Genomic DNA, 25,334 nt, shown 5'->3' on the forward strand with positions numbered 1-25,334 from the left:
ACGCGGCTCTGAGCCGCGTTTTTTTATGTGCCGGTAGGCTTTAGAAGCTGAAGTTGATGCCGAAGGTTACGGCGTCAATGTCATCACCTTCCACTTCCATCAGCTTGGCGTATTCCAAGAAGAGGTGAGCCTGGTCGCTGACCGCCAGTTTCAGGCCGCCGCCAAAACCCATATCGCTATCGCTGTCGCTGGCGCTCTGGCCGTAGCCGGACACCTTAAGCTTGGCCTTGGTCCAGCCTACCAGACCGTAGACGGAGAACACATTGTTGAAGTGATACTGGGGCAGCAGGTAAATCCCGTAGTTGTTTTGCAGCTCCACGTCGATGGAGGTGCCGCTGATGTTATCGTCTTGCACGCTGAATGCGGCGCGGCCTTCCAGGGCGAGGAAGTCGTTGAACTGGTAGCCCAACTGGCCCCCCAGGTTACCGAAGTCGAAATTTTCACCGTCTTCAGAGTCGAGGCTGATAGCGCTGTAGTGGGCGCCGCCGTAGAGACCAGGCTGGGCCGCCATAGCCGGCACGGAAATAAGGGAAGCGACAAGCAGGGGCAAGTATTTTTTCATGGCTCGAAATCCTTTCATGAGTTTGCCAATGAAGTTGGCGACGAGATTATGCCCAAAATTTAGGGAATAAAAAACGCGGCCTTGGCCGCGTTTTTTAGTGCATCGGGTTTATTCGCCCAGGGTCAGCAGGGTGGCGTTGCCGCCGACCGCCGTGATGTTGTTGGTGCGGGTCTTCTCGGTCACAAAGCGGAACAGGTAGTGCGGGCCGCCGGCTTTGGGACCGGTGCCGGACAGGCCCTGGCCGCCGAAGGGCTGGGTACCGACCATGGCGCCGATCTGGTTACGGTTGATGTAGCAGTTGCCCACGTTGGCCTTGTCGGCGATCTCCAGGGCCAGGCCCTCGTTGCGGCTGTGCACACCCAGGGTCAGGCCGTAGCCGGTGTCGTTGATGGCATCGATAACGGCGTCCAGCTCGCTGGCCTTGAAGCGCACCACGTGCAGTATGGGGCCGAAGTTTTCTTTGCTGAGCTGATGGATACCGGCGATTTCAACGGCGGTGGGGGCCACGAAGGAGCCTTTGGCCGCAACCTCGTCGCTCACCGGGGCGGTGGCGATGGGCTTGGCGAAGGCTTTGAGGGCTTCTAAGTGCTCGTCCAGCAGGCCTTTGGCCTTGGCGTCGATCACCGGGCCTATGTCGGTCTTGTACTGCCAGGGATCGGCCACCACCAGTTCCTGCATGGCGCCTTTAAGGAGTTCAAGGATGCGGTCGGCCACATCGTCCTGCACGTACAGCACCCGCAGGGCGGAGCAGCGCTGGCCGGCGGAGGTGAAGGCAGAGCCAATGACGTCGTTCACCACCTGCTCAGGCAGGGCGGTGGAGTCGACGATCATGGCGTTCTGGCCACCGGTTTCGGCGATCAGGGTCTTGATGGCCCCTTCGTGGTCGGCCAGGGCCTTGTTGATGGCCTTGGCGGTGGCGGTAGAGCCGGTGAAGACCACGCCGGCGATGCGGTCGTCGCCGGTCAGGGCGCTTCCGACAGTGGCACCGGTGCCGGGCAGGAAGTGCAGCACATCACCGGGGATACCAGCTTCAAGAGCCAGCTGGATGGCGCGATAAGCTACCAGGCAGGTCTGCTCGGCCGGCTTGGCCAGCACGGTGTTACCGGTGGCCAGGGCCGCCGCGACTTGGCCGACGAAGATGGCCAGGGGGAAGTTCCAGGGGCTGATACAGACGAACACGCCCTTGCCCTGTACATAGAGTTCGTTCAGCTCGCCGGTGGGGCCAGGCAGCACTTCGGCGCCGTTGAACATCTTGCGGGCCTGCTGGGCGTAGTAGCGGCAGAAATCCACGGCTTCGCGCACTTCGTCGATACCGTCTTGCAGGATACGGCCGGCTTCACGGGTCACCAGGGCGATAAGCTCGGCGCGGTGCTCTTCCATCAGGTCGGCAAATTTTTCCAGGGCCTTGGCGCGGTCTTCAACATTGCTGCGGCGCCAGGCCGGGAAGGCGGCATGGGCGCTGTCCAGGGCGGCCTTGACGGCGTCGTTGCCGGCAAAAGCCACGGTGCCCACCAGATCTTCGTTGTTCTGGGGGGAGCGCACTTTTTGCAGCTCACCGGCCATTTCCTTACCGGCCACTATGGGGGCGGCCTGCCATTGGTGAGTCTGGAAAGGGGCCATGGCGTCGTGGAAAGGCTGGGCTTCAGACTGGATATGCAAGTTGATTCCTCCAGAATTCTTACGGGTACCGTAGATGGCGTCCGGCATCGGGATCTTGTGGTTGGCAAGGCTCGGGGCCTCGGCCAGGGTTTTCATGGGGTGGGTGGCCAGGCTTGCCACCGGAGTCTTGGGGTCCACCAGTTTGTGGACGAAGGAGCTGTTGGCGCCGTTTTCCAGCAGGCGGCGCACCAGGTAGGGCAGCAGATCCTTGTGGCTGCCCACCGGGGCGTAAATGCGCACGTGCTGGCCTTTGTTCTCTTCCAAGACGGTGTCGTAGAGCTCGTCGCCCATGCCCCACAGGCGCTGGTACTCAAAGGCACGACCGGCGGCCATGGTCTTGATGGCCACCACGGTCTGAGCGTTGTGTGACGCAAACTGCGGGTAGATCACCCCTTGGGTGTGCTCGCTCAGCAGGAAGCGGGCGCAAGCCAGATAAGAGGCGTCGGTGGACGCCTTGCGGGTATAGACGGGGTAACCGGTCAGGCCGGCCGCCTGGCACAGTTTGATCTCGGTATCCCAGTAGGCCCCTTTAACCAGGCGCACCGGAATCAGGTCACCCTGCTCCTTGCCCAGGCGGGTCAGCCACAGCAGCACCGGCAGGGCGCGCTTGGAAAACGCCTGTACCACCAGGCCGAAGTTACCCCAGCCCTTGGCGGCATCACTGCGGTAGACCGCTTCGAAGATGTCCAGGGAGATCTCCAGGCGGTCTGCTTCTTCGGCGTCGATTTGCAGGCCGATATTGGCGGCGCGGGCTTTTTCCACCAATTGGCGGACAATCTCAACCATCTCGGTGCGCACCCGGTCGACGTTCTGCACGTCATAGCGGGGATGCAGGGCGGACAGCTTGATGGAGATGGTGGGGCGGGGCGCCTGGCTTTCATCGTATTCGGCGCTGCCCAGGGCAGCGATGGCGCTGGCGTAGTCGTTGAAATACTTCTGGGCGTCCTTGGCAGTCAGGGCTGCTTCACCCAGCATGTCATAGGAGTGGGTGTAGCCAAGCTTGCGGGACTTTTGCGAGTTCTTCAGGGCTTCCTTGATGGTGCGGCCCAGCACGAACTGCTTGCCCATGATCTTCATGGCCGCATACATGGCCTTACGTACCACAGGTTCGCCCAGGCGGTTGACCATGCGGTTAAGAAGGTTGGCGGGGCTGCCGTCGATGCGGCGGTCCATGGTGATCACCTTGCCGGTGAGCATCAGGCCCCAGGTGGAGGCATTGACCAGCAGAGATTCGGACTGGTTGAAGTGACGGGCCCAGTCGGCGCCGGACAGCTTGTCCTTAATCAGGGCGTCGGCGGTGTCCGGGTCGGGAATACGCAGCAGCGCTTCTGCCAGGCACATCAAGATGATGCCTTCCTGGGTGTCCAGGCTGTATTGCTGCAAGAAGGCCTGGATGCCGTCGCCGTTGTCGTGGTGGGCGCGGATCTTGGTGACCAGGCGCTCGGTGTCGGCGGTGATGGCGGCGGTTTGGGCTTCATCACTGGGGACCAGCTTGAGCAGCTCGGTCAGATACTGCTCTTCATCGACCTGGTAGTTGTCGGTGATGGCCTGGCGAAGGGCGTCGAGGCTGGGCACCTGGAAATCCGGTGCAACCACTTGGCTTGCGTTGAACATAGGGCTAGCGACCTTTAGTGCGAGGCCCCCTGATACCTCAGGAGCTGGGCCAAAGGCTGATGATTTTTCCCCGCCAAGGGGATAAGACGCGCAGAGTATACAATATACCTTCTGCATGAAAATCCCCTTTTCACCGCATCTGGCAGGCGAGTCAAAGCGCTGTCGGCGCCATCACAGAATAGGCCAAAAGGCTGCCAATTTTTCCATTAGAATACAGTTGTTTATGGGGCTAATGTTTTACGGGCGTAGCCCTTGTTTGCTGGGCCTTGATGCGGTTTGGGTTGGTTGCGAAGAGTGGGTGGTTATTCCCTTGTCCGATCAGTGCTTGGGAGGATTTTTCATGCTGGGTAAGGGGTTTATGGGGGGCTTATTTTTTGTGTGAATTTTAATTCGTTTAATGTGAGTTTTTAATTAAACCCGAGTGCTTGCTTAGGGCACAAAAAAGCCGCCCTGAGGCGGCTTGATCTATTAGGGGCCGAAGTATCAAGCCCACATATCCTTACGCTTCTTGCGTGGGATCAGATGAGGCAGCAACAGACCCAGCAGCAGGCCGCCACCGGCCACGCCACCGCCGTAGAGGAACCAACGCATCAGGTTGCTCTGGTCCATACCCTCTACTTGGGCCTTGAGCTTGCTGATGGTGGCCTCCTGCTCGGCGACCTGTTGGGTCAGCTGGACTTTGTCCTGCTTGAGGTTGTCCAGGGTGCTGGTCAGAGACTCATGGCCGGAGGAGAGGTTGCCAATCTTGGCTTCGGCGGCCTCAAGAGACGCCTGGAGCTTAGGAATGGTGACCCTGAAGCTGGGTTGGTTGGTCAGGAACTGGCTTTCCACCCAGCCACTGCGGCCTTCGGAGTCTTGGACCTTGGTGAAGTCCTTGCCTTGTTCGAGCACATCCAACTGGGTACCGGCATTGACCGACCCTATGATGCGGTAGTCACGGGAAGGGCCGGAATGCAGGAAGATATAAATGTCTTCACTGACATAGGCAGCATTGGCAAAAGAAAAGCCAGGCGCCATGGCCACAAGCAAAAGCAGCGCACGCATTAGCATTGTATTGATTATTCCGAAATAAAGTCGCCGGAACATCCTAGAGAGCATAAGGGGCCATGGCAAGAGCCAGGCCCCTCAATGTTCAGCCGAGGATCAGGGCTTCGAGGATCCAGAAGATGATGATGGACAGGAAGGCCCCGGCCGGCAGGGTGACAACCCAGGACACCACGATGTTGCGGATCACCGACATGTTCAATGCGGCGATACCACGGGCCAGGCCCACGCCCATGATGGCGCCAACCAGGGTCTGGGTGGTGGAGATGGGCAAGCCGGTACCGGACGCCAGTACCACTGTGGTGGCGGTGGCGAACTGGGCGGCAAAGCCACGGCTGGGGGTCAGGTGGGTGATGCCGGTACCGACGGTGGCCATCACTTTTTTACCCATGATGGCCAGGCCAAAGACGATACCGAAGGCACCCAGGGGCAGTATCCACCAGGCGATCTTGGACTGGGCCGCCACGGCGCCGCCAGCTTCCACCACGCTCACTACCGCAGACAGGGGCCCGATGGCGTTGGCCACGTCGTTGGAGCCGTGGGCGAAGGCCATGGCGCAGGCGGTCAGCACCATCAGGATGGCGAACACCTTTTCCACGTTGGCAAAGCCCATGTCTTTGTCGTCGGAGGGGTTGTAGTTCTTACGGCCGATAAAGAGATAACCCAGTGCCATTACCACCAGGGAGGCCGCCACTGAGTAGAGCCAATGCTCGGTGCCGCTGAGCTTGAGGCCGATGTGGGACAGGCCCTTTTTCAGGGTAACCAGGCTAATTACAAAGGCGGTCAGGAACATGTACAAGGGCACGAAGCGCTTGGCGTTCTTGAGGGGGTTCTCGGTATCGAAGATCAGCTTTTGCACGCTGACAAAGATGAAGTAGGCGATAAAACCGGAGATGGCCGGGGTGATCACCCAGGAGCCGACGATACCCAGGGTCTTGCCCCATTGTACGGCTTCGCTGCCCACGGCCACGGTGGCAAAACCGATGATGGCGCCGATGATGGAGTGGGTAGTGGATACCGGCCAACCGTAATGGGAGGCCACAATCAGCCAGACACCGGCGGCCAGCAGCGAGGCGATCATGCCCAGTACCAGCAGGTCGGAATGACCGACAAAGGCATTGGAGTCGATGATGCCCTTGCGGATCGTAGAGGTGACTTCGCCACCGGCCAGGTAGGCGCCGGCGAATTCAAAAATCATGGCGATGATGATGGCTTGCTTGATGGTCAGCGAGCGGGTGCCCACTGAAGTCCCCATGGCATTGGCCACGTCATTGGCACCGATACCCCAGGCCATCAAAAAGCCGACAACGGCCGCGAGCAGCACCAGGGTGGTACCGTAATTAGCGATGATTTCCATGTTGTTTTCCTGTTAGCTGCGCGCGAGCAACAGCTCCAAGCGGGACCCCACGCCTTCAGCGCGGTCGGCCAGATCGCCAACCCACTCAAGAATGGAGTAGAGGAACATGACGTCTACCGGGTTCAGATCCTTCTCGATCGCCAGCAGCTGGCGACGCAGGCGGATCTGCAACTCGTCGGTATCGTGCTCGATTTCGTCGAGCTCGTTGATCATCCTGTTGACCAGTTCCACCTCGCGACCACGGAAGCCGGTTTCGAGCAGCTCATCGAGCTCGTTGATGGCTTTGGCGGCCAGGGCGGTTGCGTCCAGGCAGCGGGAAAGGTAGGCGCCGAACTCTTTGGCGAAGAGGGCCGGGATCTGAAGCTGGCGGCCCAGTACCCGGCCGGCAATATCTTTGGCCTTGTTGGCAATGCGATCCTGTTCCTTGACCAGTTCCAGGAGATCGGTGCGCTCCACCGGCATGAAGAGGCCGGACGGCAGGGTGAGGCGGATCTCCCGTTTCAGGCTGTCAGCTTCCTTCTCCAGGCCGCTGATGATGTTGCGCACCTGACTGGCTTTTTCCCAGTCATTTGCCAACACTGCGTCGAAGAAGGGCAGCAGGTTCTGGCAGCACTCGTGGACCTTGTCCATGTGCTGCTGCAGGGGCCGGATCGGCGATTTTGCGAATAGACCTAAAATACTGTTTGCAGGCATGGTTGCCCCTCATATTTTTGACGATATTGTCGGCATCAGGCCAATGCGGCGCGCATGGTAGCGCAAAGGCTCTTTGCAATAAAACGGTAATAGCGTTTTTTTTGGCGCCATGCTCGTTATAATCAGCCCGACACCTGTCAACTAAAAGCCACAATGGCCATCGAAACTGAACTCAAATTGCGTGTTGCCGATCAGGTCGACACAGACGCACTGCTGGCTCCGCTGCTTGAAGACGCGGCGCCCAAGCACCTAAAAAACACCTACTTCGATACCCCCGACGGCCAACTGGCCGGCTGGCGTATGGGCCTGCGTATCCGCGAGGTCAATGGTGAGCGCGAACAGACCCTGAAGCTGGCAGACAATGCCGGTTCGGCCCTGTCTGCCCGTCCCGAATATAACCTGCCGGTGAGCGGTGATAAACCGGACCTGGCCGCTTTCCCGGCCGAGGTCTGGCCGGAAGGCACCGACCTTGGGGCCCTGCAACAGGCCCTGGCACCGGTTTTTGCCACCGATTTTGCCCGCCGCAAGACCCTGGTGGCCAATGGCCAGGTGGAACTGTGCTGGGACCAGGGAGAGATCTGCGTAGGGGAGCGTTGCCTGCCCATTCGCGAACTGGAACTGGAAATGCAGGGTGAGGATCTCAAGGCCCTGTTCAGCATCGCCGAGCCGCTGTTGGTGGAAGGGGTGCAGTGTTTTGGCCTGTCCAAAGCCGCCCGGGGCAACTGGCTGGCCAAGGGGCAGGGCGCTTTTGACCTGAGCGAGCCGGTGCCGGCCATCAGCCGGGCCCAGAGCAATGACCAAGTGCTGCAACAGGCCCTGGGCGCCGCCCTTGGCCAGTGGCAGCAGGCCGAAGACGCCTTCTTGATGCAGCCGGGCTGGCAACCGCTGTTGGCCTTGGCCGACGCCTTGCAGTATTTCCGCCAGGTGCTGAGCCTCTTTGGCGGCCTGGTGCCGCGCAAGGCCTCCAGCGAGCTGCGCCAGGAATGCCAATGGCTGGCCGACCAGCTGGCCCAGGCCCAGGCCCAGGTGCGCCTGGCCAAGGTGCTGGCCGGCAAGAGCAGCGCCTTTAAAAAGCTCAATATCAGCGACGAGCTGGTGGAGCTGGCCCAGCAGCGCCAGCAGGCCCTGCCCAGCCTGAGCAGCTTTACCGCCTTGCTGGCTGGCCCCAGGGCCAACAAGCTCAAGCTGGCCGCCCTCAAGTTCGCCACCCTTAAAAGCTGGCGCGAGCGCCTGGACGCCGGCGCCCTGGCGGAGCTGGATAAACCGATCAAATGGTTTGCCGACACCCAGCTTGCCAAGGCCTTTGCCGAGCTAAAAAGGCACCTGCCCAAGGGCATGAGCCTAAACGACTATGTGGACCAGGAAACCCGGGTGATCCGCTACCTGACCTGTTGTCGCACCTTTGCCGCCCTGTACGGCGAAGAGCGGGCCTTAGATGGCCTGGAGCAGTGGCAGGACTTCTTGTACGGCATCGAAGAGGCCAAGCGCCTGGACGGTGTGGCACAACTGGCGGCCCGACTGGACTTGTCTGAAGAGGATGCCGAACAGCTGGAAGGCTGGCTTAATCGCAAGCGTCAGTCTTTGGTGTCGGCGATGGACCAGTCCCGTCAGCTGGGGCTGAACCAGCCTGTCTACTGGCCCTGAGCTCGGCGCACAGGGTATCGAGCTGGCCGCCCATGGCGGCCAGTTTTTCTTCCAGCCCCTGCAATTGGTTGTGCAGGGCGCGCCTTTCCACTTCCTCTCGTTCGTCCCTCATGGTCAGCTTGGCGGCCATCAGGCCGCTGACACCACCAAAGAGCGACACCCCGGTGATGATCACCAGGGCGCTGACGATGCGCCCGGCGGTGGACACAGGGTAAAAATCCCCATAGCCCACGGTGGAAATGGTTACCAGTGACCACCAGATGGCGTCCTCGGCGGTGTGGATATTGGACGCCGGGTTCTGGCCTTCGGTCAGCAAGATGGCGATGGAGCTACCCCCTATCACCACCACCAAAATCACCAGCATGGTGGCCAGCACCGCATGGGTGCTTTGGCGCAGCAGTTGGCGTATGGCCTGGTTGGCCAGGCGCAGGATGCGCAGCACCCTTACCACCTGGAATAGCCGGCCGTAACGGAGGATGTCCACCGCCGGGATGCTGGAAACCAGATCGATCCAATGGGTACGGATATAGGGCCATTTCTGGCCGGCCCTGGCCAGGCCGATAAAAAAGCGGCCAAGGAAGATGATGCAGATGGCGGTGTCGATGAGCAGCAGCAGTTTGCGCTCGTCAAGGTTGAGGGGGGCAAATTGCAGGACCAGAACCACCGCCACCGCCAGGATGGACAAGATCATCATGGCCAATTCGATGGGGGTGGGAGCCAGTACCCGAATTTCCTGTTTCACGTCAGCAGTCCTTGAGGAGGCGGTCAGCCTGGTCCATCAAATCCTGCATCACCCGCTTTTTGATTTCCAGCTGCTCGTCCGGGGCCAGGCCGTACCTTTGCCCCAAAGCCAGATAGTCCTGGGGGTTCAAGGTGACGGTGAGCCTAGGCCGCTTGGGCCTGGTGGTGACCGGCAGGGCCAGCATGGTACGAATTTGATCGGACGGGCTCAGGCCTTCCTTGAGTGCGGCCAGCCGGATGGCGTACTGCATGCGGGCATCGAGGTCGAAGGCTACCTGCACCGCTTTCATGGCGGCGATGGAAGAGGCCCACTTTTCCTGGAGTTTTTTACTCAAGGGCGCTCCCCCTTGAGGCGGGCCAACACCGAGGCGGCGCTGGCCGGGGCCTGCTGGTCCTGGGTTGGGTTGCCCTGGGCCTCGCGCTCGCGAATTTGCTGCAAGGTGGCTTTGACCGGCCCCTGGCGCTTGGGCCAAAGGGGCTGGAGGGTATGCTCCATCTTCTGCAGGCCCTCGGCGGCCACCAACAGGCTTAATTGGCGTTTCAGATCCACCAGGTGCCGTTCCAACTGGAGGGCCTGATTGACGCGCAGTTGCAGCTGCTGCTGGTCATGGCGCAGTTGCAGCTCCTGGTTTTCAAGGCCAGCCAGCACGGCGGCGGCCGCTTCCAGTTCTGCCGCTGCGGCACTGGCCAGCTTGGCCTTAAGGGCCTGCTCGCCTTGGGCCAGCTGCTGTTGCAGCCGTTGGCGTTGGCTGCCTAATTCGGCTAGCTGGCGCTGCCACTGGGGCAGCTGCGGGGCGCAGGCGGCCAGGGCGGCGCCGGTGTCCCTTACCGCGTCTTCCAGCCCTTTTCGGTCCTGGGGGCTGTTGGCCATGACCTCTTTGAGCAGTGTCATAGGGCCTCCAGGAAGTGGCTCATGTCGTCGAGGATATCCAGGGTGTTGTCGGACAACACCACCAGTTCGTGTTCGATGTCGGCCAGGCTGGAGTGGACCGACAAGGCCCCGAAGATAAGGTAGCGGTCGCCCATCTTGGCAAAGGCGGACAGGGGCATGGGGATGTTGAGTTCGAGCATGGTTTCGAGCATGGCCAACCTTTTGTCCTTGGCCACTTCCGCCTCTTCCCACAAAAAGCTCATCACCAGCACCTGATCTTCGGCTAGGGACAGGAAGATAGGCAGCTCTTCGCGGCCCTGCACCACGATTTGCAGCACCTCTACTTCGCCGCTGATGGGGGTGCAATCGAAATGGCAACCGGTGTGGCCGGCATTGGCCGACTGACTCAGGTGGCGGGCTATGGTGTCGATGGTGGCGGCTTGGGCTGGCACTGCGGGGCCTTTGGGCTTTATGCTCATGATGCCCTTTGTCTAGCAAAATCGACATAATATGTCCACCCAGTCCCTGCTGGTGCACCAGGCCGACAAGGCCCTGGCCAGCCTTTTAGAGCGTCATCCCCATTGTCTTGACGGCCTCAAGGCCGAAGACACCGAGCGCCTGCGCCAGGCCTTGGCCTGTTCCGACTTCCTGTTGGCTCAGTTGCAGCGCCACCCCGATTGGCTACCCTGGCTGCTGGCCTGCCATACCGCCAGCCTGACCCAGGGTCCTTGGCAGCCGGACCTGGGCGATATCAGCACCGAGGCGGCGCTGATGAGCCGGCTTCGCCAGTTCCGCCACCGGCAATTGGCGGCCCTGGCGTTTTTGGGGGCCCTTGGTGACATCGACGAGCCGGACCGGCTCTTTTGCCTGTCGGCCCTGGCCGAAGGCCTTATCGCCTGCGCCCGCGACTGGCTCTACGCCCAGCAGGCCAGCCTCAGGGGCACCCCCACCGATAGTGAAGGCCAAGCGGTGCCGCTGCTGGTGATGGGCATGGGCAAGCTGGGGGGCGGCGAGCTTAACTTTTCTTCCGACATCGACCTTATCTTTATGTATCCCCGCAGCGGCGAAACCAGGGGTGGCCGTAAGGAACTGGATAACCACGAGTTTTTCGTACGCCTTGGGCAAAAGCTGATCCAGGTGCTGGACGCCGTCAGCGAGGACGGCTTCGTCTACCGGGTGGACATGCGGCTGCGCCCCTTTGGCGATGCCGGGCCCCTGGTGCTGTCCTTCTCGGCCCTGGAAGATTACTACCAGTCCCAGGGCCGGGAGTGGGAGCGCTATGCCATGGTCAAGGGCCGGCTGATGGGGGGCGGCTTCGGCTATGAAGCGGAGCTTGAGCAATTACTGCGGCCCTTTGTGTACCGGCGCTACCTGGATTACTCGGCTATCAATTCCCTGCGGGACATGAAACGGCTTATCGAGGCCGAAGTGCGCCGTCGGGGCCTTAAAGACAACATCAAGCTGGGGCCGGGGGGGATCCGCGAAGTGGAATTCCTGGTGCAGGTATTCCAGTTGATCCGTGGCGGCCGGGAGCCGGCCCTGCGTACCCCGTCCCTGCTGGCGGCCCTGGCCATGCTGCCGGGCCTGGGGGTTATGAGCAGTGACGAGGCCGAGCAGCTCAGGGCCAGCTACCTGTTTTTGCGGGTGGCGGAGAACAACCTGCAGGCCATAGCCGACGAACAGACCCAGACCCTGCCGGCCGACCCCTTGAACCGGGCCAGGCTGGCGGCCATGCAGGGCTTTGGCGGCTACAGCGCTTTCCAGGCGGCCCTGGAAGGGCACCAGGCCTTTATCCATAAGCTGTTCCGGGAAGTGATAGACGAAGGCCCCACCGAAGACGACCTGCCCCAGGCCCTGCGCACCCTGATGCTGGCGGACTGGTCCGAAGAGGAAGTGGCGGCGCTGCTGGCCGAAGCGCAATTGGCCGAGACCCTGGCCCCGGCCCTGGTGGCCCTTCGCCAGCAGTTGGCCCGCCGCTCCATGGGGGAGCGGGGCCGGCGCCAGTTGGACAAGCTGCTGCCTTACCTGCTGCTGGCCCTCAAGGACGACGACCACCCGGTGCGCACCCTGGCCAGGCTGGCAAGGTTGCTAGAACAAATAGCCAGCCGCACCGTCTATTTGGAGCTGCTGCTGGAAAACCCCGGGGCCCGCCGCCAACTGGTGAACCTGATGGGGGCCTCGGCCTTTATCAGCGAACGCCTGACTCAGATGCCAATTTTGCTCGACGAGCTGATAGACCCGCGCCACCTCTATTCGCCGCCGCCCCTGGACGCCTACGAAGGGGAGCTGCGCCGTTTTATGCTGCGCATCGAACCGGGTGACGTGGAAGGACAGATGGAGGCCCTGCGCCAATTCAAGGCGGCCCAGACCCTACGCATTGCCGCCGCCGACGTCACCGGGGTGCTGCCCTTGATGAAAGTGAGTGACCACTTAACCTGCTTGGCCGAAACGGTGCTGGCCGCCTGCCTGCCCCTGGCCTGGCAGGACGTGGCCCGCCGACACGGCAATCCCCCGGGGCTGGACCCTTACCAGCCTGGGCTATTGGTGGTGGCCTACGGCAAATTGGGGGGATTGGAGCTGGGCTATAGCTCGGATCTGGACCTGGTGTTCCTTACCGACTTGGATGAGGCCCAAGCCAGTGCCCAAACCGATGGTGAGCGCCCCATCGGCACCCGGGAGTTCTTCCTGAAATTAGTGCAGCGCCTGACCCATTGGCTGGCCACCCGCACCTTAAGCGGTGTGCTCTACGACATCGACATGCGGCTGCGCCCCTCCGGCGCATCGGGGCTGCTGGTCACCCCCCTGGACAGCTTTGCCCAGTACCAGCAACAGGAAGCCTGGCTTTGGGAGCACCAGGCCCTGGTGCGGGCCAGGCCGGTGCTGGGGCCCCAAAATATGCGTGAGCGCTTCAGGGCCATTCGTTTAAAGGCCCTGTGCCGGGAGCGGGACCAGTCACAGTTGCGCCAGGAAGTGCGTGCCATGCGTGACAAGATGCGCGCCCACCTGGACAAATCCAGCCATCGGCAATTCGATTTGAAGCAGGGTAGGGGCGGCATCACCGACATCGAGTTTTTGGTGCAGTACTGGCTGCTGGCCTGCCGGGACCCGGCATTGCTGCAATATAGCGACAATATCCGCCAGCTGGACGCCTTGGCTAGCGCCGGTCATATCCTGGCCGACGACGCAGAAGCCCTCAAAGGGGCCTATGTGGCCCTTCGCCAGCAGCTGCATCGCCAAAGCCTGGATGAAGGCTCCAACCTGGCGGCGGTCGATGCCTTTATGGCAGAACGCGCCCTGGTGGGCGCGCTCTGGGATAAGACCTTGGGATCTCAGTAGTAGGAAGGATCCGACTCATTGGGGCGGGTCTTAAAGCGCCGGTGCACCCACATGTATTGCTCCGGCTGCTTACGAATTTCCCGGGCCACGATTTGGTTGACCAGCTTGGTGTCCTGCAGGTCGTCGCCGCTGGGCAGGGTCTTGAGGGGCGGGAAGAAGCTCAGCTTGTAGCCGGAACCGTCGGCCAGACGGGTTTGCACAAAGGGCACCACCTTGGCGCGGCCCTGCTTGGCAAACATGGAGGTGGCGGTGACGGTGGCGGCGTCCGGCACCTCGAAGAAGGGCACGAATACGGCGCGGCGGCGGCCATAGTCCTGGTCCGGGGCATACCAGACCGCCTCACCTTCCCGCAGCGCCTGCACCATGCCCCGCACGTCCCGTTTGTCCACCAGGTATTTGTTGGAACGGACCCGGCCATGGTATTGCAGGTATTCCATCAGGGCGTTGTTATGGGGGCGGTAAAAGCCAACACCGGGTTGCAGCATGCCGAACATCCGCGCCCCTATCTCCAGGGTCACAAAATGCATGGCCATCAGGATCACTCCTTGGCCCTGGTCCAGCACTTCCTTGATGTGGTGAAAATTCTCCACCTGCATGTGCTTTTTCACCCGCCACTGGGGCCACCACCAGGCCATGCCGGTTTCCAGCATGGCCACACCTGTGGCTTCGAAGTTGGCGATCAGCAGGGCGTCACGCTCGGCCTGGCTTTTCTCGGGAAAGCACAGTTCCAGGTTGCGCTTGGCAATTTTAGCGCGGCTTTTCAAAAGTTTACCCAGGGTGCGCCCCAGGGCTTTGCCCAGTCCCAGCTGCCAGCGATAGGGCAGCCAGGACAGGCCGTACATCAGTATCACCCCCAGCCAGGTCAGCCAATAACGGGGGTGGAGCAGCGCCAAACGGAAACGGGGCGCTTCGATTTTCTGGATAGCCAAGGACTCATCTCCTTGTAATTGCCGATTGGCCGCCAGTTTACCCTAAAGCCAGGGGCTGCGAAGGGCGCTTTTGCCTATGGTAATATCCACCCATCTGAGTGAAAGGAAAGAAGCCCTCGATGAAACTGAATTTGCCGGCCTTCGACAAGGCCAAGGTGCTGGTGGTTGGCGACGTCATGTTGGACCGCTACTGGCATGGTTCCACCAAGAGGATCTCCCCCGAGGCACCGGTGCCCGTGGTCAAGGTGGAACAGCGCGAAGACAGGCCGGGCGGCGCCGCCAACGTGGCCCTTAACGTGGCTGCCCTGGGTGGCCAAGTAGAACTGCTGGGCCTGGTGGGCATCGACGAGCCGGCCCAGACCCTGGGCCAGACCCTGGCCTCGGTGGGCATCAAGAACAACCTGCAGGCGGTCGCCACCCACCCCACCATCACCAAGTTGCGGGTGTTGTCCCGCCACCAGCAACTGCTGCGCATGGACTTTGAAGAACCCTTCGCCGAAGGCGATGCCCAGTTGCTGCGCACTCCTTTCGAATCGGCCCTGGCCGAAAGCGGCGTGGTGGTGTTGTCTGATTACGCCAAAGGCGCCCTGGCCGACGTGCCGGCCCTGATTGCCCTGGCCCGCCTGGCCGGCAAGCCGGTGCTGGTGGACCCCAAAGGCACCGACTTTGCCCGCTATAAAGGCGCTACCCTGCTCACCCCCAACCTCAGCGAATTCGAGGCGGTAGTGGGCCATTGCCCGGACGAAGACAGCCTGGTGCAGCGCGGCCTGGGGCTGATTGAACAGTTCGACTTCGAAGCGTTGCTGGTGACCCGCTCCGAGCACGGTATGACCTTGCTGGAGAAGGGCAAGGCGCCTTTGCACCTGCCCGCCACCGCCAAGGAAGTGTTCGACGTGACCGGCGCCGGTGACACCGTCATCTCCACCCTGGCCTCCAGCCTGGCCGCCGGCAGCAGCCTGGCAGAGGCCTGTGCCATGGCCAATATCGCCGCCGGCATAGTGGTGGGCAAGCTGGGCACCAGCACCGTCAGCACCGTCGAGCTGAGCGGCGCCCTTGGCCAGGATAAGGAACAGGGCCTGGGTGCCCTTAGTGAAGACCAACTGGTGCTGGCGGTACGGGACGCCCAGCAGCGGGGCGAAAAGGTGGTGATGACCAATGGCTGCTTCGACATCCTCCACGCCGGCCATGTCAGCTACCTGCAACAGGCCAGGGCCCTGGGCCAGCGCCTTATCGTCGCGGTCAACGACGACGACTCGGTGCGCCGCCTCAAGGGTGACGGCCGCCCGGTCAACAACCTGGAGCGGCGCATGGCGGTGCTGGCGGCCCTGGGGGCCGTGGACTGGGTGGTGAGCTTTAGCGAAGACACTCCCCAACGATTGATCGCCAAGGTGCTGCCGGACTTGCTGGTCAAAGGCGGCGACTACAAGCCGGAAGATATCGCCGGCGGCAGTGAAGTCATCGCCAATGGCGGCGAAGTGCGGGTACTGGGGTTTGAAGACGGGGTGTCCACCACCGCCATCATCAACCGCATCAAGACCAAATGAGCCGCTTTCTCTACAACCTGGTGCTGACCCTTACCTTCCCGGTGCTGCTGCTCTGGCTCTATTGGCCGGGGCGCAAGCCCGACTTTCAGGGCCGGGCCGGGGAGCACTTTGGCCTGGTGCCCAGGCTGGGGGAGGTGGATCTGTGGGTCCACGCGGTCAGCGTGGGGGAGGCCATGGCGGCCATCCCCCTTCTTAAGACCTGGCGGGCCCAGCACCCCGACGCCAAGCTGCTGCTCACCAGCAGTTCCCGCACCGGTTATGACCGGCTTAAGGCCGCCTTTGGCGACCAGCTCTGCCATGTCTACGCCCCTTACGATTTCTGGCCCTGTGTCTGGCTTTTTTTTTGCCGCATTCAGCCCAAGCGGCTGTGGATCATGGAAACCGAGCTGTGGCCCAACTGGCTGGCCTTTTGTGCCAAAAGGGGCACCCAGGTGTCCTTGGTCAATGGCCGGCTGTCCGCCTCATCTGCCCGCCGCTACCGGCGTTTCAAGGGGTTGTCGGCCAAGCTGATGCAGCGCCTGGGCCAGGTGTTGGTGCAGACCGCCGAAGAGGCGGATCGCTATCGCCAATTGGGCCTGGATCCTGCCAAGCTGACCGTTACCGGCTCGGTGAAGTTCGATATCGAGGTGAGCGCGGAACAGCGCCAGCAGGGCAGGATTCTACGCCAGGGTTTTGGTGACAGGCCGGTGTGGATAGCCGCCTCCACCCACCAGGGGGAAGACACCCTGATGCTGGCGGCCCACAAGGCCCTGAGGGAGCGCCACCCCAATGCCTTGCTGCTGCTGGTGCCCCGCCACCCCCAGCGCTTTGACGAAGTGGCCAAGCTGTTGGAGCGCCAGGGCTGGGCCTTTGCCCGCCGTGCCAGCCAGCAGCCAGTGGCGGCGGACACCGCCGTTTACCTGGCCGACACCATGGGGGAGATGTTGACCCTGATGGCCGCCAGCGACCTGGCCCTGGTGGGGGGCTCTTTCGTCAATGTCGGCGGCCATAACCTGTTGGAACCTGCCGCCTGCGCCCTGCCGACCCTGACCGGCCCCATCTACTTTAATTTCCAGGACATTACCGACGCCCTGGTGGCTGCCGGTAACTGCCAGGTGGTGACGGCCCAGCAACTGCCCGCCGCCCTTGTCGCCCTCTTTGAGGACGACTCAGCCCGCCAGAGCGCCGGCCAGGCCGGCCTTAAGGTGCTGGCCAGCAACCAAGGGGCCATAGCCCGCAGCCTGGCGGTGTTAAACGGCCAATAAGGCTTGGATGGAATAAAAAAGGGTTGCTGAGTGGCAACCCTTTTTATTGGGTAATCCCCTGACGGCAAGGCTTGCCGGGAGCAGTGGGTTTTCCACGGCCAATAAAAAAGCCCCCTGGCGGGGGCTTTTTGTGCCAAGAGCGCGCTTACTCGGGCTTGGGGGCCTGGGCGGCGGGCATCAGCACCTTGTTGATCATTTCCACATCGCTGTCAGCCAGGCTACCGTCGGCCTGTTTCAGGGCCAGGTTGCTCAGGATGAAGTTATAGCGGGCTTGGGCCAGCTGCTGCTTGGCTTGATAGAGCTGACGGTTGGCGTTCAGCACGTCCACTATGGTGCGGGTGCCCACTTCAAAACCGGCTTCGGTGGCTTCCAGGGCAGACTGGCTGGAGATAACGGACTGCTCGTAGGCCTTGACCGAAGACTGGCTGGCGCGGACGTTGTTGTAGGTGTTGCGCACGGTACGCACCACATCACGGTAGATGCGCTCCAGCTCCTGGCTGCTGATCAGGAACTGGCTCTGGGCCTGCTCAACCTGGCTGGAGGTACGGAAACCGGAGAAGATCGGCACGCTGACGCCAATACCTATGCTGGCATTGTCCAGGGTAGGCTGGTTGATGTCAGGGGCGTTATCGGGCTCAAGGGTGGTATCTTCCATGCTGTAGCTGCCGGTCAGGTTCACTGTGGGGTAGTGGCCGGACTGGGCAACCTTGATGTCGTCACGGGAGATTTCGACGCTGACCCGTTGGGCTTGCAGGTTGAGGTTATTCTCCTCGGCGCGCTTCACCCAATCCTTGACAGCCCCTTGGGGCAGTGAAGGGTCGAATTTGTTGGTGTTGAGCACGGACAGGTCGGTGTAGCTGACGCCGGTGATCTGGGTCAGGCCTTCGTAGCTATTGTCCAGGTCATTCTGGGCGGTGATCTCGTTGGCTACGGCGGCGTCATACTGGGCCTGGGCTTCGTGAACGTCGGTGATGGCGGTCAAACCCACGGCGAAGCGTTGCTTGGTTTGCTCCAACTGGCGCTCGATGGCACGTTTTTCGGCCTGGCGGAAGGCCAGGGTGTCCTGGGCCTGGAGCACGCCGAAGTAGGCTTGGGCGACACGACTGATCAGATCCTGGCGGGACGCGCCATAGCTGATCTCGGCCTGGGAAGCGCTCTTCTCGGCCTGGTCCATCTGTACCCAGGTGCCGTAGTTGAAGATCTGCTGTTGCAGGCTCAGGGTGGCGTTCCAGCCCTTGCTGTTGCCTTCCAGAACGCTGTCGGTGGTTTGGTTGTACTGTTCATACATGTTGAACTGGTAACCCAGCTGACCGGTCAGCTGCGGCAGAAAATCTGCCCTGCGGATATCCACGCCAGACATGGCCACTTTGCGTTGGGCATCGGCTTGTTGCAACACGGGATCGTGCTGCAGGGCCTGCTGGTAAACTTCCACGAGGTCGACGGCCTGCGCCTGGGCGATGAAACCGGCGCTTACCAGTAGACTCAAAAGGGTACGCTTCATTCGTTGTTTCCTTGTGTCCGCAACGGCGACAATGGCTGGAACAGTAAATAACGGACTGATTTCACATCAAGTCGCAAGTGTAACAGATTATAAATTCAGCACGGCGGCGGGTAACACATTGTTACCCGAAGCGGGCAGCGCAGTGTTTTGTTAGGCTGGCAGCCCTTGCCGGCAGGGAGTGGTACATGAAGGAAAATTTCTCCGCATCCGATGTGGAAATCAAGGAAAAAACGCCTTTATATCAGGGGTTTTTCAAAATGGTGCGCTTTGTGCTTCGCCACCGCAAGTTCGACGGCGGCTGGAGCCCCTGGTTGACCCGGGAAATTTTCGAACGCGGTCATGCCGCTGTCGCCCTGCCGTACGATCCCAAAACCGATCAAGTGGTGTTGCTGCGCCAGTTTCGGGTCGGCGCTCTGGCCACCAGTCCCGATCCTTGGCTCTACGAGCTGGTAGCCGGGATCATAGAACAAGGGGAGAGCCCGCAAGAAGTGGCGGTGCGGGAAACGGCCGAGGAAGCGGGACTGGCGGTAGGACGGGTGTTGCCGGTGCTCAACTACCTGGCGTCTCCCGGCGGCACCACCGAGCGCCTTCATATCTATGCTGTAGAGGTGGACGCCACCCAGGCCAGCGGTATCCATGGCCTGGACGAAGAAGGGGAAGACATCGCCGTCTACCCGGTCAGCCGTGACCAGGCCCTGGCCATGCTGGCCGCCGGCCAGATTGACAACGCCGCCACTGTCATAGGTTTGCAGTGGTTGGCCCTGAATCACGAGGTATTGCGCCACCAATGGCAATGAGAAAGCCCTATCGTCCCAGCCTGCGTGCCCTGCACAGCACCTGCGAGCAGAACTACGCGGCCTTGATGAAACTGGCCAAGCGCCTGAGCGAGGTGGGGGACAGCGTTTCCTACCTGGTGGGCAAGGGCCAGCGCTTTCGGTTGCGCCTGGACGAAGACTTTCCCTATACCTCCACCATTTCCATCGAGCAGCAGGGGCTGATGCCCCAGTACCTCAAGGCCCTGATGATGGTGCGCCTCTACCACGATGTACGAATGGCGGAAGTGTGCGCAAGCCAGCACTTTTCAAGGCTGGCGCCACGCTATGCCTACCCCAATGATAAGATGCATCAGCCTGATGAAAAAATGCAGGTGAACCTGTTCCTCACTGACTGGCTCAAGCTCTGTCTCAAAGAAGGAAGGAGCAGTTCGGATTTGCTTGGCACCTTGTTGTAGAGGCCCCCTGTTTGAGCTTGCAGACCCTGGATCCCACTGAAAAGGACGTTCTGAGCTTTTGGGTTCTGACTGATCCCCATCTGTTTCACGACGATAACGGCGCCCTGATGGGCATTCCCACCTGGCAGAGTTTCACCGCCGCCGAGGCCCTGGTCGACGTGCCGGCCGACGCTTGGTTGCTCACCGGTGACCTGGCCCAGGACCACAAGCTCGACACCTATCTCAAGCTCAAAGGCCACCTGGGAGCTAAGCCCTGGTATTGGGTGGCCGGCAACCACGACGACCCGGCCGCCATGGCCCAGGCTTTCGGGCCGCCAGTGAAACGTTTGCATAACAAACATTGGCAGGTGTTGTTACTCAACTCCCACGATCCGGGCAAGGTCAGCGGCTGGCTAGCCGAAGAAGAGCTGGCCTGGGTTGAACGCTGGGCCAGCGCCGACCTGCACACCCTGGTGGTGCTGCACCACCATCCCTTGCCCTGCCAGTCCACTTGGCTGGACCATCACCAGTTGAAAAACGGCCAGGCACTGATGGCGCGGCTGGCGGCCTATCCCAAGGCTAAGGCGGTGCTGTTTGGCCATATCCACCAGGAGGTGGACCAAGAGGTGGACGGGGTCCGGCTGCTGGCTACCCCTTCCACCTGCGTGCAGTTCAAGCCCCACAGCCACGACTTTGCCGTTGATGCCCAAAGCCCTGGCGGCCGTTACCTGGCCTTGCTGCCGAACGGCCGTATCGACACCCGGGTGGTGCGGCTGGCCCAGGGCCAGTTCCAACCCGATGCCAATGCCAGCGGTTATTGATGCGCCTGTACTACCTGCACGGCTTTAATTCGTCCCCCGGCTCGGCCAAGGCCTTGCTGGTCAAGGACTTCCTGGCCCGCTACCATCCCCAGGTGGAGCTGGTGCTGCCGGCCCTGCATTTTGCCCCGGCCGAGGCCATAGCCATGTTGGAGGCCGACATCCAGGCCCACTCCGGCCCCAAGGCGTTGATGGGCAGTTCCCTCGGCGGCTTTTACGCCACCTGCCTGGCAGAGAAGCACGACCTCAAGGCGGTGCTGGTCAACCCGGCGGTGCGCCCCTTCGAGCTGCTGGCCGATTACCTGGGGCCCCAGGTGAACCCCTATACCGGGGAGCATTTTGAAGTGCGCGCCGAACACATGGCCCAGCTCCAGGCCCTCTATATTCAACCCCTGGCTAAGCCGGGTCGCTTTTGGGTATTGCAGAAACAAGGGGATGAAGTGCTGGACTGGCGCCAGGCGCGTGACCATTACCAAGGCGCCCGGCTCACTATTGACGCCGGCGGCGACCACGCTTTCACCGATTTAGCCAAGTATCTGCCGCAAGTCCCGGCTTTTTTAGACTTTTATTGACAACATTTCCGGCTATGGCTGACCATTGCCTCTAACCATTCTTGATAAGCCCCGTCATGAGCACTCAGTACACCTCGCAAGACCTGGAAGTCCTGGAAGGCCTGGAGCCTGTCAAACGCCGCCCCGGCATGTACACCGACACCACCAGGCCCAATCACCTGGGTCAGGAAGTCATCGATAACTCGGTTGACGAAGCCCTGGCGGGCCATGCCAGCAAGGTGGAAGTGATACTCCATGAAGACCAATCCCTGGAAGTCATCGACGACGGCCGGGGCATGCCCGTGGATATCCATCCTGAAAAAGGGGTGCCTGGGGTCGAGCTGATCCTTTGCAAGCTGCACGCTGGCGGTAAGTTCTCCAGCAAGAACTACCAGTTCTCCGGCGGCCTGCACGGGGTGGGGATCTCCGTGGTCAACGCCCTGTCCACCCGGGTGGAAGTGGGGATCAAGCGGGATGGCCAGGAATACAGCATCGCCTTCGAACACGGTGCCAAGGTCGAAGATCTGACGGTGGTGGGCGGCGTCGGCAAACGCAATACCGGTACCCGGGTAAGGTTCTGGCCCGACGCCAGCTATTTTGACTCCCCCCGTTTCTCGGTGGGCCGCCTCAAGCACATCCTCAAGGCCAAGGCGGTACTCTGTCCTGGGCTTACCATCAAGTTTGAAGACAAGGTCAACAAGGAAGTGCACGAATGGCACTTCGAGCGTGGCCTGGAAGACTACCTGGCGGATGCCGTGGCCGATTGGCCCAAGCTGCCAGAGGGCCCCTTTGTGGGCGCCTTTGCCGCCCAGACCGAAGCGGTGGACTGGGCCGTGCTCTGGCTGCACGAAGGTGGCGACCTGATTCAGGAATCCTACGTCAACCTTATTCCCACCGCCCAGGGCGGTACCCACGTCAACGGCCTGCGCCAGGGCCTGCTGGAGGCCATGCGCGAATTCTGTGAATTTCGCAACCTGCTGCCCCGTGGCCTGAAGCTGACCCCTGAAGACATCTGGGAGCGCTGCGCCTTCGTGCTCAGCGTCAAGATGCAAGACCCGCAATTTGCCGGCCAGACCAAGGAACGGCTGTCGTCGCGCCAATGCGCCAGTTTCGTATCCGGCGTGGTCAAGGACACCTTCAGCCTCTGGCTCAACAGCCACACCGAAGTGGCCGAGATGCTGGCGGAGCACTTTATCGCCAACGCCCAGCGCCGCACCCGCAGCGCCAAGAAGGTAGCCCGTAAGAAGGTCACCTCCGGGCCGGCCCTGCCCGGCAAGCTTACCGACTGTACCAGCGACGACCCGGCCCGCACCGAGCTGTTCCTGGTAGAAGGGGACTCGGCCGGCGGCAGCGCCAAGCAGGCCCGTGACCGTGACTTCCAGGCGGTGATGCCCCTGCGCGGTAAAATTCTCAACACCTGGGAAGTGGACTCCGGGGAGATCCTCGGCAGCCAGGAAGTACACGACATTTCCGTGGCCATCGGCATGGATCCGGACTCCGAAGCCCTGGACGGCCTGCGTTACGGCAAGATTTGTATCCTCGCCGACGCCGACTCCGACGGCCTGCACATCGCCACCTTGCTGTGCGCCCTGTTCCTGCGCCATTTCCGGGTGCTGGTGGAGCATGGCCACATCTACGTGGCCATGCCGCCGCTGTTCCGTATCGATCTCGGCAAGGACGTTTACTACGCCCTGGACGAGCAGGAGAAACAGGGCATCCTCGACCGGTTGGTGGCCGAAGGCCGCCGTGGCAAGCCCCAGGTTACCCGCTTTAAGGGTCTGGGCGAGATGAACCCCCTGCAACTGCGCGAAACCACCATGGACCCGGCCACCCGCCGCCTGGTGCAACTGACCGTGGATGATGCCGAGCAGACCCTGGCCCTGATGGACATGCTGCTGGCCAAGAAGCGTTCCGGCGACCGCAAGGAATGGCTGGAAGCCAACGGCCACCAGGCGGAGCTGGCGTGAAGAGCACCCGGGCTGTACTCAGCCTGCGCTGGCAGCTGCTGGTGCCTTTCTTCTGCCTGTTGCTGCTGGTGTTCTCTGCTTTTGTGGCTATCAACCAGGGCAGCGTCAACAAGGTTTATGACGGGGTCCGGGAACGCACCACCCTTTATCGCAAGCAGGTGTTCAGTGCCGAGCTGCTCCAACAGCGCACCCTGAGCCCCTGGACCCTGCTCTGTGGCGAAAGCCAATGCCGGCTGCAAAGCGCAGGTAACGACCTGGACCTGCAAGCCCTCAGCCGCCTTTTGCAGGCGGATGTACTGGTGGTGGAAAGGGCCGGTAATCGGCTGCTGGCCGCCAGCGGCGAGACCCAGCCCAAGATCCGGGCCCATTGCCTCAGCGAAGGCCAATGTGACCTGGGTGGGCTGTGGCTGGTCAGCCTCTTTGAGGATGACGGCAAGGTGCTGATGGCACAGTTGGACGGGCGCAACATGCTGGCCGACAAGAACCAGGCTCTGGTCAGCACCCTGGTCTTTGGCCTGGGCGGCCTGGTGGTTTGCCTCTTTATCTTCTACCTGCTGCTGCGCCGCCCCCTGGAGCGCCTCACTGCCATCAGCGACGCCGTACCTTTGCTGGCCAAGGGCGCCTACGAGGGCTTTCGGGCCAGGCTGCGCACCATAGGCCGCCACCAGAAGCTGCTGGACGAACCGACCCTGCTGGCCCAGCGCCTGGAAGAGATGTCCTTGCAGCTCGAGTCCATGGACTGCCAGCATCAGAAGCGGGCCGGTGAACTGCAATGGTTGGCCAGTCATGACGTGTTGACCGGCCTGGTCAACCGCCGCCAGTTCGAACTGGAACTGCAAGAACTGCTTAAACGCCAGCAGGTGGTAAGCCTGCTGTTTATGGACTTGGACAACTTCAAGTTCGTCAACGATGTGGCCGGCCACAAGGTGGGTGACCGCCTCTTGGTGCGGGTGGCCAAGGTGCTGCAGCAGCTGATGCCCGACAACGCCTGCGTGGCCCGCTTTGGCGGCGACGAGTTTGCGGTGCTGGTGCCTGGGCTGAGCCTGGGGGGTGAAGAGTCGTTGCTGGAACGGCTTTACCATGCCCTTCGGGAAGTGCGGGTCAGCGGTGGCGGCCAGCTCCATTCCCCTTCGGTGTCCATTGGCCTGGCCAGGCTTCCAGAAGACGGTGAAGACATCGATGATGTGATGGCCAGGGTCGACATGGCCATGTACAAGGCCAAGGAGCAGGGCAAGAACCGTTATGTGCGGGCCCTGACCCAGGAAAGCGACCAGGAACTGGGCAAGCATCTGTACTGGCTGGAAAAGTCCAAGCATGGCATCAATACCAGTAACCTCTGCCTCTACTTCCAGCCCATAGTGGACACCGAAAGCCGGGAGGTCGCCCATTACGAGACCCTGCTTCGGGCCCGTGACCGGGACGGCGCCTGGGTGTCGCCGGTGGAGTTTATCCGCGCCGCCGAACAGACCGGCCGTACCACCGAGCTGGATCTGTGGGTGTTTAGAAAGCTGCTGGACCTGATGGACAAGCTGCCGGTAGACAAGCTGGTGCGCTTCTCGGTCAACCTGTCTCCCAAGACCTTCGGGGAGCTGGACGCCATTGCCCAGATAGCCCACGAGCTGCAAAGTAAGTCGGAGCTGGCCCGGCGTCTTATCATCGAGATCACCGAAACGGCAGCCCTGACCAACCTGGACCAGGCCCGCCGTTCTATCCAGCAGCTCAAGATGCTGGGCTGCCACTTCGCCCTGGACGACTTCGGGGTCGGCTATTCGTCTTTCCATACCCTGAAAACCTTGCCGGTGGACTTCATCAAGATCGACGGCTCCTTTATCCGGGGCCTGGCCAGCCAGCATGCCGACTCCATCTTCGTGCGGGCCCTGGTGGATATCGCCAGCCAGTTTGGCTACCGCACCATTGCCGAATTCGTCGAAGACGAAGAAGTGGCGGAGCTGCTGGACATACTGCAGGTCAGCTACATGCAGGGCTACCTGTTCGGCAAGCCGCAACCGGCACAAACCCTATGGCCTGATATGGCCGTAGCCTGAATAA

General features: G+C 61.5%; 21 protein-coding genes. 10 read left to right on the top strand and 11 right to left on the bottom strand.

The genetic code is table 11. The features are described 5' to 3' along the window. Window positions 1–40 precede the first annotated feature (40 nt). From B3C1_RS14125 to B3C1_RS14145, 5 genes are all read right to left on the bottom strand, one after another. Window positions 41–562 carry a porin family protein gene (locus B3C1_RS14125; RefSeq protein WP_008485641.1) on the bottom strand — a complete coding sequence of 174 codons (522 nt, stop codon included), beginning with the start codon at window positions 560–562 and terminating at the stop codon, window positions 41–43. A 108-nt stretch (window positions 563–670) separates the two neighbouring features. Beyond that, window positions 671–3,835 carry a bifunctional proline dehydrogenase/L-glutamate gamma-semialdehyde dehydrogenase PutA gene (gene putA, locus B3C1_RS14130; protein WP_008485642.1) on the bottom strand — a complete coding sequence of 1,055 codons (3,165 nt, stop codon included), beginning with the start codon at window positions 3,833–3,835 and terminating at the stop codon, window positions 671–673. Window positions 3,836–4,318: 483 nt separating this feature from the next. Continuing rightward, window positions 4,319–4,879, bottom strand: coding sequence for a TIGR04211 family SH3 domain-containing protein (locus B3C1_RS14135; RefSeq protein WP_008485643.1), 561 nt, complete (start codon window positions 4,877–4,879; stop codon window positions 4,319–4,321). Window positions 4,880–4,967: 88 nt separating this feature from the next. After that, complete coding sequence (locus tag B3C1_RS14140) at window positions 4,968–6,236, bottom strand: inorganic phosphate transporter (protein ID WP_008485644.1); 1,269 nt, start codon at window positions 6,234–6,236, stop codon at window positions 4,968–4,970. A 12-nt stretch (window positions 6,237–6,248) separates the two neighbouring features. Next, on the bottom strand, window positions 6,249–6,929 hold the full coding sequence (locus B3C1_RS14145; protein ID WP_008485647.1) for a TIGR00153 family protein: 681 nt from the start codon (window positions 6,927–6,929) through the stop codon (window positions 6,249–6,251). A 153-nt stretch (window positions 6,930–7,082) separates the two neighbouring features. Here B3C1_RS14145 and B3C1_RS14150 point away from each other — a divergent pair, with 153 nt between their 5' ends. Then, window positions 7,083–8,573 carry a CYTH domain-containing protein gene (locus B3C1_RS14150; protein ID WP_008485648.1) on the top strand — a complete coding sequence of 497 codons (1,491 nt, stop codon included), beginning with the start codon at window positions 7,083–7,085 and terminating at the stop codon, window positions 8,571–8,573. Here B3C1_RS14150 and B3C1_RS14155 read toward each other — a convergent pair. Genes B3C1_RS14155 through B3C1_RS14170 form a run of 4 tightly spaced genes read right to left on the bottom strand, consistent with a single transcriptional unit; the run spans window position 8,491 to window position 10,664 of the window. Beyond that, entirely contained in the window at window positions 8,491–9,315 is an 825-nt protein-coding gene (locus B3C1_RS14155) for an ion transporter (protein WP_008485649.1), read from the bottom strand. The two genes, B3C1_RS14150 and B3C1_RS14155, sit on opposite strands and share 83 nt — an antisense overlap. Before the next feature lies 1 nt (window position 9,316). Next, window positions 9,317–9,649 carry a hypothetical protein gene (locus B3C1_RS14160; protein WP_008485650.1) on the bottom strand — a complete coding sequence of 111 codons (333 nt, stop codon included), beginning with the start codon at window positions 9,647–9,649 and terminating at the stop codon, window positions 9,317–9,319. Continuing rightward, window positions 9,646–10,206, bottom strand: a complete 561-nt coding sequence (locus B3C1_RS14165; protein ID WP_008485651.1) for a hypothetical protein — start codon at window positions 10,204–10,206, stop codon at window positions 9,646–9,648. The genes B3C1_RS14160 and B3C1_RS14165 overlap by 4 nt, the downstream gene beginning before the upstream one ends. Beyond that, window positions 10,203–10,664: a YjfI family protein gene (locus B3C1_RS14170; RefSeq protein WP_008485652.1), complete on the bottom strand. Its 462-nt coding sequence runs from the start codon at window positions 10,662–10,664 to the stop codon at window positions 10,203–10,205. The genes B3C1_RS14165 and B3C1_RS14170 overlap by 4 nt, the downstream gene beginning before the upstream one ends. Before the next feature lie 31 nt (window positions 10,665–10,695). Here B3C1_RS14170 and glnE point away from each other — a divergent pair, with 31 nt between their 5' ends. Further along, window positions 10,696–13,521: a bifunctional [glutamate--ammonia ligase]-adenylyl-L-tyrosine phosphorylase/[glutamate--ammonia-ligase] adenylyltransferase gene (gene glnE / locus B3C1_RS14175; protein WP_008485654.1), complete on the top strand. Its 2,826-nt coding sequence runs from the start codon at window positions 10,696–10,698 to the stop codon at window positions 13,519–13,521. Here glnE and lpxL read toward each other — a convergent pair. After that, window positions 13,515–14,450 carry an LpxL/LpxP family Kdo(2)-lipid IV(A) lauroyl/palmitoleoyl acyltransferase gene (gene lpxL, locus B3C1_RS14180; RefSeq protein ID WP_008485656.1) on the bottom strand — a complete coding sequence of 312 codons (936 nt, stop codon included), beginning with the start codon at window positions 14,448–14,450 and terminating at the stop codon, window positions 13,515–13,517. The two genes, glnE and lpxL, sit on opposite strands and share 7 nt — an antisense overlap. 119 nt (window positions 14,451–14,569) lie before the next feature. Here lpxL and hldE point away from each other — a divergent pair, with 119 nt between their 5' ends. Both hldE and waaA read left to right on the top strand, forming a co-directional pair. Beyond that, window positions 14,570–15,994, top strand: a complete 1,425-nt coding sequence (gene hldE, locus B3C1_RS14185) for a bifunctional D-glycero-beta-D-manno-heptose-7-phosphate kinase/D-glycero-beta-D-manno-heptose 1-phosphate adenylyltransferase HldE (protein WP_008485657.1) — start codon at window positions 14,570–14,572, stop codon at window positions 15,992–15,994. Then, the gene (gene waaA / locus B3C1_RS14190) at window positions 15,991–17,238 is read left to right on the top strand and encodes a lipid IV(A) 3-deoxy-D-manno-octulosonic acid transferase (RefSeq protein ID WP_008485658.1); all 1,248 of its coding nucleotides are present in this window, start codon (window positions 15,991–15,993) and stop codon (window positions 17,236–17,238) included. The genes hldE and waaA overlap by 4 nt, the downstream gene beginning before the upstream one ends. Window positions 17,239–17,383: 145 nt before the next feature. Here waaA and tolC read toward each other — a convergent pair whose 3' ends face one another. After that, window positions 17,384–18,739, bottom strand: a complete 1,356-nt coding sequence (gene tolC, locus B3C1_RS14195; protein ID WP_008485659.1) for an outer membrane channel protein TolC — start codon at window positions 18,737–18,739, stop codon at window positions 17,384–17,386. A 185-nt stretch (window positions 18,740–18,924) separates the two neighbouring features. Between tolC and nudF the strand changes: the two genes are divergently transcribed. The 6 genes from nudF to B3C1_RS14225 are packed head-to-tail and all read left to right on the top strand — an operon-like array spanning window position 18,925 to window position 25,330. Continuing rightward, window positions 18,925–19,536, top strand: a complete 612-nt coding sequence (gene nudF / locus B3C1_RS14200; protein WP_008485660.1) for an ADP-ribose diphosphatase — start codon at window positions 18,925–18,927, stop codon at window positions 19,534–19,536. Then, on the top strand, window positions 19,533–19,970 hold the full coding sequence (locus tag B3C1_RS14205; RefSeq protein ID WP_008485662.1) for a DUF1249 domain-containing protein: 438 nt from the start codon (window positions 19,533–19,535) through the stop codon (window positions 19,968–19,970). Before nudF ends, B3C1_RS14205 begins: the two co-directional genes overlap by 4 nt. A gap of 11 nt (window positions 19,971–19,981) precedes the next feature. Beyond that, window positions 19,982–20,770, top strand: coding sequence for a 3',5'-cyclic-AMP phosphodiesterase (cpdA, locus tag B3C1_RS14210; protein ID WP_008485663.1), 789 nt, complete (start codon window positions 19,982–19,984; stop codon window positions 20,768–20,770). Further along, the gene (locus tag B3C1_RS14215; protein WP_156804553.1) at window positions 20,767–21,339 is read left to right on the top strand and encodes a YqiA/YcfP family alpha/beta fold hydrolase; all 573 of its coding nucleotides are present in this window, start codon (window positions 20,767–20,769) and stop codon (window positions 21,337–21,339) included. Before cpdA ends, B3C1_RS14215 begins: the two co-directional genes overlap by 4 nt. Before the next feature lie 56 nt (window positions 21,340–21,395). Next, window positions 21,396–23,285: a DNA topoisomerase IV subunit B gene (gene parE, locus B3C1_RS14220; protein WP_008485666.1), complete on the top strand. Its 1,890-nt coding sequence runs from the start codon at window positions 21,396–21,398 to the stop codon at window positions 23,283–23,285. Next, complete coding sequence (locus tag B3C1_RS14225; RefSeq protein ID WP_008485667.1) at window positions 23,282–25,330, top strand: putative bifunctional diguanylate cyclase/phosphodiesterase; 2,049 nt, start codon at window positions 23,282–23,284, stop codon at window positions 25,328–25,330. Before parE ends, B3C1_RS14225 begins: the two co-directional genes overlap by 4 nt. The last annotated feature ends 4 nt before the right edge of the window (window positions 25,331–25,334 follow it).

This window comes from Gallaecimonas xiamenensis 3-C-1 (assembly GCF_000299915.1).
GTDB classification, from domain to species: domain Bacteria; phylum Pseudomonadota; class Gammaproteobacteria; order Enterobacterales; family Gallaecimonadaceae; genus Gallaecimonas; species Gallaecimonas xiamenensis.